Annotated in this window: 15 protein-coding genes; 5 read left to right on the top strand and 10 right to left on the bottom strand. The window is 43.6% G+C overall.

Features of this window, described 5'->3' with window-relative positions:
* Nucleotides 1-124: 124 nt before the first annotated feature.
* Complete coding sequence (locus tag HMPREF0623_RS07365; protein ID WP_002830932.1) at nucleotides 125-1,045, top strand: L-lactate dehydrogenase; 921 nt, start codon at nucleotides 125-127, stop codon at nucleotides 1,043-1,045.
* A gap of 194 nt (nucleotides 1,046-1,239) precedes the next feature.
* Here the strand turns inward: HMPREF0623_RS07365 and HMPREF0623_RS07360 are convergent, their stop codons facing one another.
* The gene (locus HMPREF0623_RS07360) at nucleotides 1,240-1,545 is read right to left on the bottom strand and encodes a hypothetical protein (protein WP_002830575.1); all 306 of its coding nucleotides are present in this window, start codon (nucleotides 1,543-1,545) and stop codon (nucleotides 1,240-1,242) included.
* A gap of 174 nt (nucleotides 1,546-1,719) precedes the next feature.
* On the opposite strand from HMPREF0623_RS07360, the gene HMPREF0623_RS07355 reads away from it, so the two are divergent.
* The gene (locus HMPREF0623_RS07355) at nucleotides 1,720-3,384 is read left to right on the top strand and encodes a glycosyltransferase family 8 protein (RefSeq protein ID WP_004166544.1); all 1,665 of its coding nucleotides are present in this window, start codon (nucleotides 1,720-1,722) and stop codon (nucleotides 3,382-3,384) included.
* A gap of 318 nt (nucleotides 3,385-3,702) precedes the next feature.
* Here HMPREF0623_RS07355 and HMPREF0623_RS09670 read toward each other — a convergent pair whose 3' ends face one another.
* On the bottom strand, nucleotides 3,703-3,867 hold the full coding sequence (locus HMPREF0623_RS09670) for a hypothetical protein (RefSeq protein WP_002830928.1): 165 nt from the start codon (nucleotides 3,865-3,867) through the stop codon (nucleotides 3,703-3,705).
* Nucleotides 3,868-4,059: 192 nt separating this feature from the next.
* On the opposite strand from HMPREF0623_RS09670, the gene HMPREF0623_RS07350 reads away from it, so the two are divergent.
* The gene (locus HMPREF0623_RS07350) at nucleotides 4,060-4,914 is read left to right on the top strand and encodes a patatin-like phospholipase family protein (RefSeq protein WP_002830577.1); all 855 of its coding nucleotides are present in this window, start codon (nucleotides 4,060-4,062) and stop codon (nucleotides 4,912-4,914) included.
* Between the two features lie 48 nt (nucleotides 4,915-4,962).
* On the opposite strand, the gene HMPREF0623_RS07345 is transcribed toward HMPREF0623_RS07350, so the two are convergent.
* Nucleotides 4,963-5,853, bottom strand: a complete 891-nt coding sequence (locus HMPREF0623_RS07345; RefSeq protein WP_002830578.1) for an ArsR/SmtB family transcription factor — start codon at nucleotides 5,851-5,853, stop codon at nucleotides 4,963-4,965.
* 259 nt (nucleotides 5,854-6,112) lie between these two features.
* Between HMPREF0623_RS07345 and HMPREF0623_RS07340 the strand changes: the two genes are divergently transcribed.
* Together HMPREF0623_RS07340 and HMPREF0623_RS07335 are read left to right on the top strand one after the other, a co-directional pair.
* Nucleotides 6,113-7,093 carry a glycoside hydrolase family 43 protein gene (locus HMPREF0623_RS07340; protein WP_004166540.1) on the top strand — a complete coding sequence of 327 codons (981 nt, stop codon included), beginning with the start codon at nucleotides 6,113-6,115 and terminating at the stop codon, nucleotides 7,091-7,093.
* Nucleotides 7,094-7,104: 11 nt separating this feature from the next.
* Nucleotides 7,105-8,355, top strand: coding sequence for an oligosaccharide MFS transporter (locus HMPREF0623_RS07335; protein WP_004166538.1), 1,251 nt, complete (start codon nucleotides 7,105-7,107; stop codon nucleotides 8,353-8,355).
* Nucleotides 8,356-8,659: 304 nt separating this feature from the next.
* On the opposite strand, the gene HMPREF0623_RS07330 is transcribed toward HMPREF0623_RS07335, so the two are convergent.
* Genes HMPREF0623_RS07330 through deoC form a run of 7 tightly spaced genes read right to left on the bottom strand, consistent with a single transcriptional unit; the run spans nucleotide 8,660 to nucleotide 16,125 of the window.
* Nucleotides 8,660-9,958: a pyrimidine-nucleoside phosphorylase gene (locus HMPREF0623_RS07330; protein ID WP_004166536.1), complete on the bottom strand. Its 1,299-nt coding sequence runs from the start codon at nucleotides 9,956-9,958 to the stop codon at nucleotides 8,660-8,662.
* A gap of 22 nt (nucleotides 9,959-9,980) precedes the next feature.
* The gene (locus tag HMPREF0623_RS07325; protein WP_002830919.1) at nucleotides 9,981-10,931 is read right to left on the bottom strand and encodes a sugar-binding transcriptional regulator; all 951 of its coding nucleotides are present in this window, start codon (nucleotides 10,929-10,931) and stop codon (nucleotides 9,981-9,983) included.
* 12 nt (nucleotides 10,932-10,943) lie between these two features.
* Complete coding sequence (locus HMPREF0623_RS07320) at nucleotides 10,944-12,209, bottom strand: NCS2 family permease (protein WP_002830917.1); 1,266 nt, start codon at nucleotides 12,207-12,209, stop codon at nucleotides 10,944-10,946.
* Between the two features lie 34 nt (nucleotides 12,210-12,243).
* Nucleotides 12,244-13,518, bottom strand: a complete 1,275-nt coding sequence (locus HMPREF0623_RS07315; RefSeq protein ID WP_004166534.1) for a NupC/NupG family nucleoside CNT transporter — start codon at nucleotides 13,516-13,518, stop codon at nucleotides 12,244-12,246.
* Between the two features lie 13 nt (nucleotides 13,519-13,531).
* Nucleotides 13,532-14,236 (bottom strand): purine-nucleoside phosphorylase, encoded by a 705-nt coding sequence (gene deoD, locus HMPREF0623_RS07310; protein ID WP_002830586.1) that lies wholly within the window; start codon nucleotides 14,234-14,236, stop codon nucleotides 13,532-13,534.
* A 12-nt stretch (nucleotides 14,237-14,248) separates the two neighbouring features.
* On the bottom strand, nucleotides 14,249-15,439 hold the full coding sequence (locus HMPREF0623_RS07305) for a phosphopentomutase (protein ID WP_004166533.1): 1,191 nt from the start codon (nucleotides 15,437-15,439) through the stop codon (nucleotides 14,249-14,251).
* A 38-nt stretch (nucleotides 15,440-15,477) separates the two neighbouring features.
* Complete coding sequence (gene deoC / locus HMPREF0623_RS07300) at nucleotides 15,478-16,125, bottom strand: deoxyribose-phosphate aldolase (protein WP_004166532.1); 648 nt, start codon at nucleotides 16,123-16,125, stop codon at nucleotides 15,478-15,480.
* Nucleotides 16,126-16,209: the final 84 nt, after the last annotated feature.

Genomic DNA, 16,209 nt, shown 5'->3' with positions numbered 1-16,209 from the left:
AGATGGCGATCACGTAATTTTGAGTTAATTCGATCCCCCTTTCTGAAAACGATACCAATTTATCAAACCCGGCTGGTAGCTTTTTTTAACATCGTAGCTTAAAATGACAGTGGAGGTGGTAGCAGTGACAAGAAAAATTGGAATTATCGGAATGGGGCACGTTGGCCAAGCCGTTGCCCAGCAAATAATTACTAACGGTTATACAGACGATTTAGTATTGATTGACCAAAATGAAGCCAAAGTTGGTGCAGACGCTTTAGATTTTGAAGATGCCATGGCTAACCTGACTTACCATACCAATATTGTTGTTAACGATTACGCCGCTCTTAAAGATGCGGATATTATCATTTCAGCACTCGGAAAAATTTCACTCAGTGACAATCCTAACGTTGATCGTTTTGCGGAATTACCACATAATCGCAAACAAGTACGGGAAGTTGCTGAAAAAATTAAGGAAAGCGGTTTTGACGGGATTATTATTGCCATTACTAATCCGGTAGACGTAATCACTTCGCTCTATCAAGAAGTTACCGGACTGCCAAAGGAACACGTGATTGGCACCGGTACTCTATTAGATTCGGCTCGGATGCAACGCGCGGTTGCTAAGGGACTCAACATCGACCCCCGCTCCGTATCCGGATATAACCTTGGTGAACACGGCAACTCTCAATTCACCGCATGGTCAACGGTTCGCGTTCTCGATCGGCCCATCAAAGAGATTGCTAATGATCGGGGCTTAGACTTACACGAAATCAATGAAGAAGCTCGGATTGGCGCCGGTGACGTAATGAAGGGTAAACACTACACCAACTATGGCGTGGCTGCCGCGGCCGTTCGCTTAGCTAACGTAGTGCTAAACGACGCGCGAGAAGTTTTACCAGTTTCTAACTTCCGGGAAGAATACGGTACCTACTTATCTTACCCAGCCGTAATTGGTCGTGACGGGATTGTTGAACAGCTTCAGTTGCAATTAACTGACGAAGAGCTTTATAAGTTACGCAAATCAGCACATTTCATTATGCAAAAAATCGCCGAAGCAGATTAAATTTTAACTTAAAAACACAAAAATTTGAGACCAAGCCCATAAGCGGCTGGTCTCATTTTTTATTCGTTTTATCGTAACGAATAAATATTCATTATTGAAAAGGCTGGAAATGTTTTCAGGCTTTTTATTTTTAATGAAACGATTAGTTTAACGTTATACACTTTTTAAAGATTTTCTATTAATAATTAACACGTTTAAACGTAACTGCGAGACATGTTTTGCAGTAGCGCGAAAATATCTGTAATTTTAATCGTTTCGTCACACCGTACTTCAACTTGGTTTCCTAGATCGCGGATTTCAAACTTAATCCATTGGTCGCCAATGTTAGCTTTACCATTTTGCGCCTTTAATACGGAAATGATCAGATCATCCCCGCCATCTAAGAAGCCAAGCACGGCGTTTTCTCCCCGTAACACGTTGGTGACCTTCAATGTCAAACCGGGAGTTTCCACTTCACTGTTTCCCAACCTAATTCTTTCAATCGGCACTATTACACTCATTTGCGTGACCTCCTATCATTCAAACAACTAACAATCTCGTTACTTGCCCTGAATTATACATACGGGAAATTACGTTTGCAAATATTTTGATTTCCTTATCAAAACTATTGCATATTACTTTACTTAATTTCGAATAAATTTATATAATGGGCACACAAATCAAAAAAGGGGTGGATGAATTTGAAAAAAATTAATATCTTATTGGCAGCGGATCGCAATTACGCTGACCAGCTATGCATTACCATTAAAACTGCTTTAGAAACTTTAAATTCAGCAACCCGGGCCCATTTCATCGTTTTAACCAACAACCTTGGTGACCAAACCCGGGCACTGCTAGACAAATTGATGCATAACTTTCATACGATTGAGTATTTAAATCTCGATGACGAACGTTTCGATTTTTGTCCAACAAACCAACACATCAATAAAACTGCATATTTTCGAATCATCGCCCCTAAGCTATTAGCTTCGCGGCAGATTGACAGACTAATTTACTTAGACGTCGACGTTTTAATTCGAAAAGACCTAACTGAACTTGCCGAAAGCAATTTAAACCAAAACACAGTAGGTGCGGTAATTGATACAGGACAAGCATTCGCGTTGCATCGTTTAGGCGTCGATCCCGTAGTTGCCGCAAGTAACCTCTACTTTAATTCTGGCATTATGGTAATTGACGTAGCCCAGTGGAACGCTCATCGAATTACGGAAAAAACCTTGGCATTCATCAGAAACCATGCCGACCGAATTATTTTCCACGACCAGGATGCGCTTAACGCCGTGTTAGCTGGTGAAGTACAATTCCTTCATCCAAAATGGAATTTACAAAACTCGATTATTTTCAGAAAACACCGGCCAATTAACCAGGGGTATGCTGAACTAATCGACGAAGCCATTAAGGAACCTAGCATTGTCCACTTCACTACTCACGAGAAGCCTTGGAAGGACCTCACCGTTCATCCATATTTAGACGAATATCATGAAGAACTTGGCGAGTTAGAAATGCACCGCGGAGTGATTAACGTTATCTCGGCAGCCAACTCGGCCTTTACTCAAGCGCTCGCCACTTCTTACGTTTCAATTTTGGAAAATGATCCGGATCACCAATACAATTTCTTCTTGTTACCTGATCATCTCACGGATCGCGATATGATGTTATTAGGCAGCATCATTGCCCGCTATGACAACGCCACGATTAAAATTGTGGAAGTTAACGAAGAATTGTTAGCTAACGCAGTAGAAAGTGACCGGATTGTTAAAACGGCTTACTACCGCATCTTAGCTCCGGCACTGTTGCCATCCATCAACCGGGCAATTTATCTGGACTGCGATATCATCGCTAACACAAGCTTGCATGAATTATGGCAAACTAACCTTGAAGGCAACGTAATTGCTGCCGTAGAGGATGCTGGATTCCACGACCGGTTAGAAAAGATGGGAATCACTAAAGAAAACGAAAAGTACTTTAACTCGGGAATGATGTTAATTGACCTTGTGCGTTGGCGGGCGCGGTCGACAACCCAAAAAGTTTTGGATTACATTAACCAAAATCCGGAAAAGTTGCGTTTCCACGACCAAGACGCTTTAAATGCCAACCTTTATGATGACTGGCTCCACTTGCATCCGCAATGGAATGCCCAATCTAACATCATAATGGAAACCATTTTCCCACCGCGGACCGAGCTGCTGGAGCCCTACGCGGAAACTCGTGAGGATCCTAAGCTAATTCACTTCTGCGGTCACGTAAAACCATGGCACGAAGGTTGCGAGCATCCGTATGCCGATGTGTACCTGAAGTACCACGAAATGGCTAGCAACCAAGGTGTTAGAGTTAGCGGTTAGCTCTAAATCAACCACTAAACTAATCGAAGAATCCCCTCATTTTTCAAAAATTAGTTAGTTGCTAATCCGCTAAACTCGCTTAGAAAAATGAAGCTGGAAAAAACTAGAAAAATACTTTTCAAGGATGAAAAGGTCCTCAAAAAGTTGTTTTGGTGTTTTGACTTCAATAGAGCCAAAACGTGTGCCAAAAGCCAGTTTGTTCCGCTCAACCAAAAATAGGGACTAGAGAAAAATTTCTCCGGTCCCTATTTGGTGCGTTAATCGCGCTACCGATTGCTCATACATACCTATAGTAATATTAATTCCACTTCTTTTACGTTAACGATGATCCCGTTTCTTTTGTTCTTCCATTATTTTTTGGTTCTGTCGTTCACCGTCTTTAATTTTTTGCTGGTATTTACGCCTACCCCAATACGCTTTAATAATAAAGGGAATTTGAATAATCCCGTAGATTATCAAAGCGATAATTATAATTCTTATCATCAAATTCACTCCCTGCTTTGCCACGTATTTTATTTACTTTGATTATCCACCATCTTACTATTTTTCCTTAAGAAAGTCGTCTTTTAAAAACTTCCGTTAAAAATCACTTACCTTCCCCAAAACTCGTTTGCCAGTGACCCATTAAAAGCGCTAAAATAGCGTCTGTAGATTCTACAGGAAGAAGGGATTCCATTGGAAAAAGCAGCTTTAATTTTAGAAGGCGGCGCACTGCGGTCATTTTTCACCAGTGCGGTATTAGATTATTTCATTGATCAAGAGATGGAATTCGAGTATATTCACGGCGTTTCAGCCGGCACGATGTGTGCAATGAATTATATTTCCAAACAAAAGGGACGCTCTAAAGATGTTAATTTACATTTCTTACATGACAAACGTTACATTGGTTTCAATAATTTAGTCCGTAATGGTGGTATTTTCAACCTGGACTTCCTATTTTCTCCAGAATGTTATGCTTACAGTCCGTTTGATTACATGGCTTACAAAGATAGCCAGCAAATTTTTGAAATTACCGCAACTAACCTATTGACTGGGAAGGCTGACGTTTTCCGAAAAACCGATACTGAAGGCCAGGAAGAAGCCATCAAAGCTTCCGCTAGCATGCCGCTGCTATCCAGCATCCGGGTTGTTAATCACCAACCATACCTAGATGGCGGAATTGCGGATTCAATTCCTTTCAAACGTGCTCAAGAACTGGGCTACGAAAAACTAGTCATCGTTTTAACGCGCGACATCACCTATCGAAAAGCCGAGAATAGCCGAGCAATGAACCGGCTAGTACGGATGAAGTATCGGGACTTTCCTCAATTTGTTTCTGCTTTTGAAAGCCGTCCGCGGCGTTACAACGAAAGCCTTGAGGAGATTGAACGCTTAGAACGGGAAGGAAAAGCCTTTGTAATTCGGCCCCAACAACCGGTCACCGTTTCCCGCGTAGAACGGGACAATAATAAGCTCATGGATCTATACCATCAAGGAACGGCAGTAATCGAAAGTCAAATGGCTGATCTACGCGCATTCTTGAAAAATTAAACCACTTAAATTAAAAAAGATCGCTAACCCCGAGGGCTGGCGGTCTTTTTAGCTATAAAAAGCGGATAACTCGATATTTTGGTCGTAATTACCAAAGCCTTCCCCAAAAATAGTACAGCCTCCTGACTTCTTGGCATCGGGCTTAATTTCAAAACGAATCGTCCAAACGTCTTTATTAACGGGCAAATCCGCTAAGCAGACTTCCGTGAACGGTTGCCCATCTAGATAAGTGCCGTGGTCAGTAATTCGCAACGTCTTTAGAATTCCATATTGGTTAACGTTATCCGGGACCCAATCCGGAGTGTACTTCCCACGAACATCAGAAAAGTCGCCTGGTGAACGCCAAGTTCCAATTTCCTTGCCATTAATAGAAAAGGTGATATCTGATGGCCAAGTATTGTTGGAAAACGGAAATTCCGATCCCAGTTCCATAGATAAATCAAGCATTTCCAAGTGTTCATCAATATTGATAAAGTTGGGAGTCTGATATTCCACGTAACCGTCGTTAAACCAAATCATCCCGGCATTCATCCGCTCGGGCAGCATAAAGTACTTAGGGTTATCGACGTTGCCGATGTACCCGTCTGGCCCCGCCAACCCGCAGGATGGTTTTACACTAAATTCAGTGTAGTGCCCAATCGGAATTCCAGTTTTGTGGACGCTAAACGTTGGATAAATTTGCCGCGGAAACTTAATATCAATTGTATCCACTCGTAAGGAAGAAACCTTTTGGTGCCCCTGCCGTTTACTATGAATAATTTCTGCTTCCGCCAGTTTATTCAAGTGCTTAGTGACGATTGGGCTACTCAAATTTAACGCTTCGGCTAATTCTTGAACACTCATCGGTTGATCCGACAGCAAACGAATAATTTGAAGTCGTACCGAACTTGCCAGCGCTTCATAAACTTTTAACGATGCATCCGAGATATCTAATTGCATATGCCCCTCCATTATCAAACCGTTTACATTTCCTTTTCAATTAATTATATGCCAATAAAAAACCGGTTACAAGCGCTTAATTTAATAATAAAGTTAACGCAAAGAGATTTTTTTGCAGATTCCTTCCAAAGATTAACAAAAAGGGTTGACAACGCTTTCAAGCGGTCATATATTGCTCGTGTAATAAATGCTTCACGAACCTTTCGAAAGTTTCCACACCATTTTTTACAATTCATTTTCATAAAAGGAGTATCTCACTATGATATCCGCAACTGATTACGTTAATCCACTCATTGTACAACGGGCGGATCCTTATATTTATAAGCACACCGACGGTTATTACTACTTTACCGCTTCGGTTCCAGCCTATAATCTGATTGAAATTCGGCGCGCAAAAACCTTGAATGGACTAGCCCATGCGGCTCCCCGTACGATTTGGCGTAAACATCCCGATGGTAGCGGTCCAATGAGCCAGCTCATATGGGCTCCCGAATTACATTACATCGATGGAAAATGGTTCATTTACTTTGCCGCTGCCCACACTAAAGAATTCGACCACAACGGCATGTTTCAACACCGGATGTATTGCTTAGAATGCGATAATCCTAACCCCATGCGCGACGAAAGTGATTGGGTTGAACGCGGTCAGGTAAAAACGCCGCTAGATACCTTCGCCCTCGACGCCACCGTTTTTAAGGCGCACGGCCGTCTTTACTACGTTTGGGCGCAAAAGGATCCGGCCATCAAAGGAAATTCCAACATTTACATCGCTGAAATGGAAAATCCGTGGACCCTCAAGAGCAAACCAGTGATGTTAACCAAGCCTGAATACGATTGGGAAACTAAAATTTTCTGGGTTAACGAAGGCCCCGCAATCTTGCACCGTAACGGTAAGTACTTCTTAACCTACTCGGCAAGTGCTACTGACGAAAATTATGCCATGGGAATGCTAACTATCGACGAAGACGCCGATTTATTAGACGCCCGTAATTGGGCTAAGTCGCCTACTCCAGTTTTCCAGAGCAATTTGGCCATTCAACAATACGGTCCGGGACACAATTCCTTCACCGTGGCCGAAGACGGTAAAACTGATTTATTAGTTTATCATTGCCGTAACTATACCGACATCAAGGGCGATCCGCTTTATGATCCCAACCGTCACACCATGGTTCAACCATTTAGCTGGACGGCGGACGGTCGCCCTGAGTTTGGCAAACCCGTACCTTATAACTATGAATAGGGGTGTACAACATGAACAATACTAAACCACAATCTAAACATTTCTGGGGATTTCCCCTCACGCATTTTAGTTACTTCTTCATCTGGGCAATCATTAACGGATATCTCACCCTCTGGATGGAACAAGTCGCTCATTTAAACGGTACCGAATCAGGAGCCGTTTTTTCCATGATGGCTGGAATTTCGTTAATTTTCCAACCGATTTTCGGGGTAGTTTCGGATAAGCTATTATTTAAAAAGACCTTAATTTTAACCATCTCGATCGTCGCGATTTTTATTGGCCCTTATTTCCAGTGGGTTTTTATGCCGATTTTACACATTAACGCCTTCCTCGTGGCCTTTGTAACCGGGACTTTTCTCAGCTTTGTACTTAACGGCGGAGTTTCCGTAATCGAACAATACGTTCAACGGGCAAGTTTAGCAAACGGCTTTGAATACGCCCACTCCCGCGTTGGAGGCTCCGTTGCGGGAGTTGCTGCTTCACTAATTGCCGGTCCCATCTTTCTCTGGTCCCCCAACTCCATCTTTTGGGCTTGTACGGTAGCCGCAATTATTCTAACCGGATTGCTACTCTTCAGTGATAAAATCGATCTCGAAAATGCCCAAGCTGCCGGCGACACATCCAACTCATTGAATTTAAAAACCGTTATGTCGGTCTTTAAATTGAAAAACTTATGGATCCTCGCGATTTTTTACATGGGTGCTTCAGCACTATATGACGTTTTTGATCAACAATTCATCATTTTCTTCAAAATGTTCTTCCATACTGCTGCTCAAGGAACTTTAGTTTATAGCTATATGACCTCAGCTCAAATTGCGATTAAATTTTGCCTGATGTTCCCGATGCCTTGGATCATTAATAAAATTGGCTCTCGGAACGGCTTAATTATTTACGGGTTTATTACCGCCCTTCGTATTTTAGGTTCTGCACTTGCGCCAAACTGGATTTGGCTGGTTGGATTCCGCCTATTAGCCGGTTTGGAAATGCCATTGTTACTAACTTCAATCATGAAGTACATCGCCGGAGCGTTTGACATTCGCCTTTATGCAACCGTTTACGCGCTTGCTTCTAATTTTGCCAAGCAAGTTTCCGTCTTCATTTTCTCTTCGGTTGCGGGAAAAATGTACGACGTGATTGGCTACCAACACACTTACCTAATCATGGGATTATTCGTTTTTGCCATCACCCTGTTTGCTACCTTCACCCTTAAAAAGGAAGACCCGGTTCAAGCTGGTGAAGTAGACGCTAAGAATCCCGATTAACCCGCATATAAAATTTAATTAAAAAAACCGTAATTAACCTGCTTTTCAAGCTAGTTAATTACGGTTTTATGCGTAAAAAGGGGCTGAAAAAAATACTTTTCCAGGATGAAAAGGTCCTTAAAAAGTTGTTTTGGTGTTTTGACTTCAATAGCGCCAAAGTCAGCTCGTTCCGCGTAACCTAAAATTGACCATCATGCCCAATTCAGGCATAATGGTCAATTTTCAGTTAATGCTCGCAAACTACCCTACTTTTGTTCCATCCTCTTTTTGTTAGCTATTTGTTATTAAATAAATTCAAACACAACTACTTAATAATTTTATGCACTAATTGAATCGGTTGAGCATCCGTGCCGATTTCAATGTTGTTATATAGTAGTTCCTTAATGTTGGCTACGTCCGCCGTATTGCTATGAATGGTCAACAAACTTTCACCTTCCGCAACGGCGTCGCCAACTTTTTTGTGTAATTCAATTCCCACCGCGTAATCAATCACGTCAGTTTTGGCCTGACGACCACCACCAAGTAACATGGCCGCAATCCCAATTTCGTCAGCCGTCATTTTCGTTACGTAACCTGCTTGGGGTGCGGGAAGTTCAAAATGGTATTTTGCCTGGGGCATTAACGTCGGATCTTCGATAACCCGCGGATCGCCTCCTTGGGCAACGATCATCTGCCGGAATACTTCTAAAGCGCTTCCGTTTGCAACAACTTCTTCAAGCTTAGCCCGGGCTTCTGCCAACGTGGCCGCCTTTTTGGCAAGTACCACCATTTGACTACCTAACGTCATTACTAATTCCGTGATGTCTTCGGGACCTTCACCTTTAAGGATTGCAATCGACTCTTGAATTTCTAGGGCATTTCCCACCATGTTACCAAGGGGTTGATTCATATCTGAAATTAGCGCCATGCAGTTCATGCCAACACTCTTACCAATTTTCACTAAGGCATTCGCTAGTTTGACGGCGTCCGCCTCTTCCTTCATGAAGGCGCCAGTCCCGGTTTTTACGTCTAAAACTAAGGCATCCGTCCCTGAAGCGATCTTCTTACTCATAATCGAGCCGGCAATTAGCGGGATTGAATCAACCGTGTCGGTAACGTCGCGCAATGCATAAATTTTTTTATCTGCTGGAGCAACGTTGCCGGTCGCCCCAACGATGGCGACTTTAATGTCACGAACCTGTTTTTTAAACTCTGCTTCCGAGCGTTCCACCTCAAAACCTGGAATCGCTTCCAATTTATCTAAAGTTCCACCAGTATGGCCAAGTCCGCGACCTGAAATCATCGGTACCGGAATTCCTAACGCGGCAACCATCGGAGCTAACGGGATGCTAGTTTTATCTCCCACGCCACCGGTGGAATGCTTATCCACCTTAATTCCCGGAATGTCGGAGAGGTCCAACCGATCACCCGAATTCAACATTTGCATGGTTAAATTAGCCTGTTCTTCGTCAGTCATTCCGTTAAAGTAAATGGCCATCAATAGTGCACTTGCTTGGTAGTCTGGAATTTCTCCATTTGTATAACCTTCTACGAAAGCACTGATTTCCGCTTTAGTTAAAGCGCTTCCATTTCGCTTGTGGTCGATCACGTCAACCATTCTCATCACAAGCCCTCCTTCAAATTAATTATTCGTCAACCAATCGTTGGGCGGTTGCTACGTCGGTAATTAAACAGTTTGCGTATTGGCCAGCTAACGCGCCCTTGATTGCTTCATACTTCCATTTTCCGCCGGCTACTAGCACCGCACGTTCTTTGTTACGCAATTCGGCTAGGTCAATTCCAACGGTGCGATTATTCACTTCGGGAACCGCGATTTGGCCGTCCTGGTCATAAAACCGGGAACAGATGTCACCTACCGCCGTTTTTTGGATACGCGCGATGTCACCTTGGTCAAAATAGCCCGTTTGAAATAGCAACGCATCGTCCCGGATGGTCCCAGCGGTAAAAATTGCAATATTTGCCTTTTTGCCTAAATCAATTAATCGCTTGATGTAGCGGTCCTGCATCACCACGTCATGGGTGGTTTGATTTTCAAAAACGACTGGTAAAGGAAATTCGTGTGGGGTGGTGTGAAAGGCATTGCCAAATTTCATCAAGACTTCCTCGTCAAAAACTGGCGTAGGTGAATAGGTAACGCTACCCTTCAGCTCCACCACTTGAACGTCTTCGACGGGCTGAGGCGTCAACGCCTTCGCCACTTCATTTAAAGTCTTTCCCCAACTAACCCCGATTAAGTCGCCATCCTTAACCACTTTGGCTAAGTACTTAGCCGTATACATTCCGAGCTGTTGGGTCACGTTTTGATAATTTTCATATTCAGCGTATACCACGTGAGCCTCGTTTAGCTGATACTTTTCGCACAACATTTTTTCTAACTCTTGGGTACTGGAAAAGGGATCGACAATTTTAATCTGCACAATGCCGTTGTCTTGAGCAAACTGAAGCAGTCGGGATACTGTCGGCCGAGAAAGTCCCAGCTGTTTGGCAATTTCTACTTGGCCCATCCCGGCTTCGTAATGCATCCGGGCAACTTCCAAGCTTTTTTTAATTTTTGTTTTATCAGTCATCCTGCTCATGGCTACCTTCTCCTAAACCAAAATTGAGTTAAACCCTAGTTGGGCTAAGAATAACAATCCCAACACGTACATAATTGGGTGAACTTCACTCTGCTTGCCCATCGCTAATTTCAAAATTGGGTAGGCCACAAATCCGAACGCTAACCCTGTCGAAATTGAGCCAGTCAAGGGGATCAGCACGATAATCAAAAACGCCGGGAACCAGTCGGTAAAGTCCGCAAAGTTAATGGTGGCCAACTGTTCCATCATTACCGCTCCCGTAATGATGATTACTGGCGCGATTGCCGCTTGGGGCACGTAGCTTAACAACGGAATGAAAAACAACGAAAGCAAGAATAGAATCCCCGAAACAAGGGATACAATTCCAGTCCGTCCGCCACTTTCAATTCCCGAAGCACTTTCAGCCGCCGCAACCGTTGGACTCGTACCCAAGAAACCTGAAATAAAGGTCGTCACCGAGCTCGCTTGAAATGCCTTCCGAAATTGCGATGGGTCCTGTAAAATTCCTTCCAGAATCCCCATCGATTCAAAGACTAAGATCATCGTCATCGAAAATACGGCCAATAAAAATTTGATGGAAAACATTTGGCTGAAATCGCCCTTAAAAAGAATTTCTGAATATTTCGGCAGTTGACTTAAACTAATGGAAGTTGCCTGCGTACCACCGATGTGGAAAAGAACGCCCACTAGACTAGTTACGATAATCCCAATTACAAAGCCACCGGGAACCCGGCGCAAAAAGAGGATTAGGGAGAGTAAGAGACCGAACAGCGCTAATAACGTCGCCGGATTGCTTAAAGAACCGGCTGCCAATAGTGCTCGTTTTCCGCCAGATTGGATCAATTCCGCCTTTTCCAACCCTAAGGTCACCAAAAACAACCCAATTCCTACCGTAATCCCTTTTTTCAGCACGGCGGGAATCGCGTTAGCCAGGAACTCACTCGCCCTGGTAAACGCAATTACCATGTAAATCAAACTACTAAAAATCGAAATGGCGACGGCTTGTTGCCAGGATAGATGCATTCCAACTACCACCGTGTAGGTGAAAAATGCATTTACTCCCATGCCCGGAGTAAGAATTACCGGTGCTTTCGCCCATAACGCCATAATTAAACAGCCAATTGCCGAAGAAAAAACGGTGGCAAATACACTAAGTCCTGCTGGAATTCCCGCATCGCTTAAAATCATTGGATTAACAATGATGATGTAGGAGATTGCAAAAAAACTAGTAATTCCTGCTAAAATTTCGGTTTTTAATCTTGTTTTACTTATTCCCATCAAAATTTGATTTTCCTTTACCAACAATATTTTTTTACCAGACAAAGAGTCCGACCGTTGCTGCCGAAACTAAGGATACCAAAATTCCCGATAGGAGCAGGTAACCCACGTTTTTAGCAACCACGTCGTTTTTCTGCCGGTTAACTAAGCCTTTGAAACATCCGATAATCATCCCCACGGTTGAAAAATTAGCAAACGAGGTCAAAAATACCGTTAACACTGCTTTATAATGGGGCGCAAATTGATTAATCGTGCCCGTCACCTTGCCCATTACGACAAACTCGTTGGTAACTAACTTAGTTCCCATGTATTGCGCAAATTCGAAGGCATCGTGGACGTTTAGCCCGGTTAACCACGCAAACGGGAACATCACGATTCCCAAAATGTGCTCTAGGGTAAGCCAAGGATTAATGATTCCTAGTAGTTTATCCACTAACGCTGCTAAGGCAACGAACGCGATTACGTTGGCGGTAATGATTAACACCAGTTTGCCCGCGTTCAAGATTGAATCACCCAGAAACGAGAAAAATGGTTCCCGCGTTGGCACTTCGTCTTCAGCTATCGTCGCTTCGGCCAGCGTTTCCGAGCCCGAACCCACGTCTTGTGCGCTTGCTGAACTTCCGGAACCCGTCATTGTGGCAATCGTATCCTCTTCAGGCGTTACCGTGACCGGATTCAACATGTTCGTGATGATAATTGCGTTAATCACGTTAATCGGAATCGCCGTGAGGATGAACTGTCCAGGCATTAAACTCGTATAGGCACCGATAATCGAAGCCGTTACGCAACTCATTGACATCATTGCCAAGGTTAGGTTGCGTTCCGCCTTCATTTGTTGGAGTTGCAGGGAGGAAACCGCGAGTGCCTCCGTATTTCCCAGAAACATCATCTCCACCGCAAAGAACGACTCGAATTTCGGCTGTCCGGTTAATTTAGACAGTCCGCGGCCTATCCACTTGATGATCCACGGTAAAATTCCCACGTACGTTAAAATATCGAACAGCGGGATGATCATCAAAATTGGTAATAACGAACTGGTCACGAAGTTCATTGACTTCACGTCCACCCAATCGGCAAGCGCAAAGGCGATCCCTTGATAAGCAACTTGGACTAATTGGTTAAATCCTGCCGAAGCTCCCGCAACAATGCTGCGGCCAATCGGGAAACTGGTTAAAAACCACGCTAAAACGAGGTTAAATACCACCATGATACCGACCGATTTCCACTTGATTTGCTGCCGGTTTTTGGAAAAAAGTACTCCTAAACTCAGGAAAACCACTAATCCAATAATGTTAACGATTAAATACATTAAATTCCGCTCCTTAGCTAATTGCCGTTTCTAACGCAACTTTGATCATGTCATCAAACGATTTTTCCCGTTCTTCCGCGGTAGTTTCTTCGCCAGTGATGATATGGTTACTGATGGTCAATACTGCAAGCGCACGTACGCCATACTTCGCTGCTAGTAAGTACAACGCGGCTGCTTCCATTTCTGCACCCTTGACGCCGTATTGAACCAGTTTTTGACGGTCAATTTCGTCGTTGTAAAAACGGTCTTCAGACAAAACGTTGCCTACTTGCACTGGAATTTGGTTAGCTTGCGCAACTTGGTGCGCCTTTTCAACCATTGCAAAGTCTGCTAACGGAGCGTAATAAATATCCCGACCAAACGTATTTCTAATAATGGAAGAATCCGTACTTGCTCCTTGGGCAATGAGGACGTCCCGGACGTGAATATCGGGACTCATTCCACCACAGGTTCCCACACGAATCAAGGTTTTAACCCCGTATTCGTTAATTAATTCATTTGTATAAATGGAAATTGATGGAATGCCCATGCCAGTTGCTTGAACGGATACCCGTTTGCCTTTATACGTACCGGTATATCCAAAAGCGTTTCGAATGGTATTATAACATTCCGCATTCTCTAAGAAAGTTTCGGCAATGTATTTTGCCCGAAGTGGGTCCCCTGGTAGTAAAACGGTGTCCGCAATTTCGCCTTTTTGTGCCGCAATGTGTGTACTCATGGTATTTCCTCCTTATTGCAATTCGTTTAAGAAACTAGTTCCAACTCCGTTACCGGCAACGTTAAAGTTGTCCAAAATGGTTGCCCCTAAATCAGCGTAAGTATCCCGCACGCCCAGTGATTTACCTTCAGCAACCCTAGGAGTATAAGCCAACAACGGGACGTATTCCCGGGTGTGATCCGTTCCCTTAAATCCAGGATCATTTCCGTGATCCGCTGTAATAACCAACAGGTCGTCATCCTTTAGGAGTGGCAATAGTTCACCCAGTTGTTGATCAAATTCCATCAAGGCCTTTCCGTAGCCTTCAGGATTCCGCCGATGACCATACATGGCATCAAAATCAACTAGGTTAGTAAAACTAAATCCGGTAAAGTCCTTTTGCGCGTTTTCAATCGTCCGTACCATTCCGTCGTGGTTACTTTCCGTGTGAACCCCATCCGTAATCCCTTGGCCTGAAAAAATGTCGTTAATTTTACCAACCGCTAAAACGGAGAACCCGGCCGCTTTGAGTCGATCCATGTCCGTTTCACTAGTTGGCGCTAAAGTATAATCGTGGCGATCCGAAGTTCGTTTGAAATTGTCCTTATTCGTTCCAACGTACGGGCGGGCAATGATGCGGCCAATCCGGTAAGGTTTATCAATGGTAATCGAGCGTGCGTATTCACAAATTTTGTACAACTCTTCTAGCGGAATTACCGCAGTATTAGCCGCAATTTGCAAAACTGAATCACCAGAGGTATAGACGATTAGCGCTCCCGTCTTCAGCTGTTCTTCTCCGTAATCATGAATAACTTCGGTTCCCGAGTACGGTTTGTTTACAATCACCGAGCGACCGCTAAACTTAGCGATTTTATCAATTAATTCCTGCGGAAAGCCGTTAGGGAAAAAGCCTAGGGGTTCTTTAACCGGCACCCCCATCATTTCCCAATGACCGTCCATACTATCTTTTCCAACGGAGACCTCGTGCATTTTACCGAAGAACCCTTGCGGATGGTCCGCCACCGGAACTCCTTTAATTGGGTGATCAGGCCGAATATTGCTTAGACCTAATTTTTGTAAATTAGGAACCTGGAAGTTGCCCTTCCAAAACTCACCGATGTGTCCTAAAGTATCTGCGCCAACATCGTCAAAATCAGCGGCATCACTAGCTTCACCGATGCCGACCGAATCCGTGACAATTGTAAAAACTCGTTTGAACTTCATTTAAACCCCTCCTAAAACTAAACTGCCTCACTTTATTTTTAGCTATTCATAATCTTGACGCCGGAACTTGCTCCTAAACGAGTTGCTCCCGCTTCGATCATGGCTTCGGCTTCTGACTTAGTGTGAATTCCACCGGATGCCTTAACGCCTAACCGGTCACCAACCGTTTGCTTCATTAGTTTCACGTCCGCTACCTTCGCACCAGCCGTTGAAAAACCTGTCGAAGTTTTTACGAAATCGGCCCCCGCTTTTTCGGAAAGTTCACAAGCCCGAACCTTTTCTTCGTCAGTCAATAAAGCGGTTTCAATAATGACCTTAACGTGCCGGTTTTCAGCATGCCCAGCTTCGACTACGGCTTTAATATCATTGAGAACCGCATCGTCATGGCCAGCTTTAAGTTCACCGATATTAATTACCATGTCTAATTCCGTAGCGCCATTTTGCAACGCATCCTTTGCTTCAAACACCTTGGTGGCCGTGGTATTTGCTCCAAGAGGAAAACCAATTACGGTAACCGTGTTGACGTCGGTACCCTTCAACTTATCTGCCACGTACGAAACCCAGTATGGATTAACTACTACGGAAGCAAAATCGTATTTCTTAGCTTCCTTAATGATTTGATCTACCTGTGATTGGGTGGCTTCTGGTGCCAAAATTGTGTGATCAATGTATTTTGCTAAATTCATAATAAAATCTCCTTATTATTTGCTTTTGTTAACGCTTACATAATAGCGCCATTTTTATCATTTGTAAACTTAATTATTGAAAAT

The sequence above is a fragment of the Pediococcus acidilactici DSM 20284 genome (assembly GCF_000146325.1).
GTDB classification, from domain to species: Bacteria; Bacillota; Bacilli; order Lactobacillales; family Lactobacillaceae; genus Pediococcus; species Pediococcus acidilactici.
Note: the sequence above shows the minus strand (reverse complement) of the source record. Positions and strands in the feature narration are given on the sequence as shown.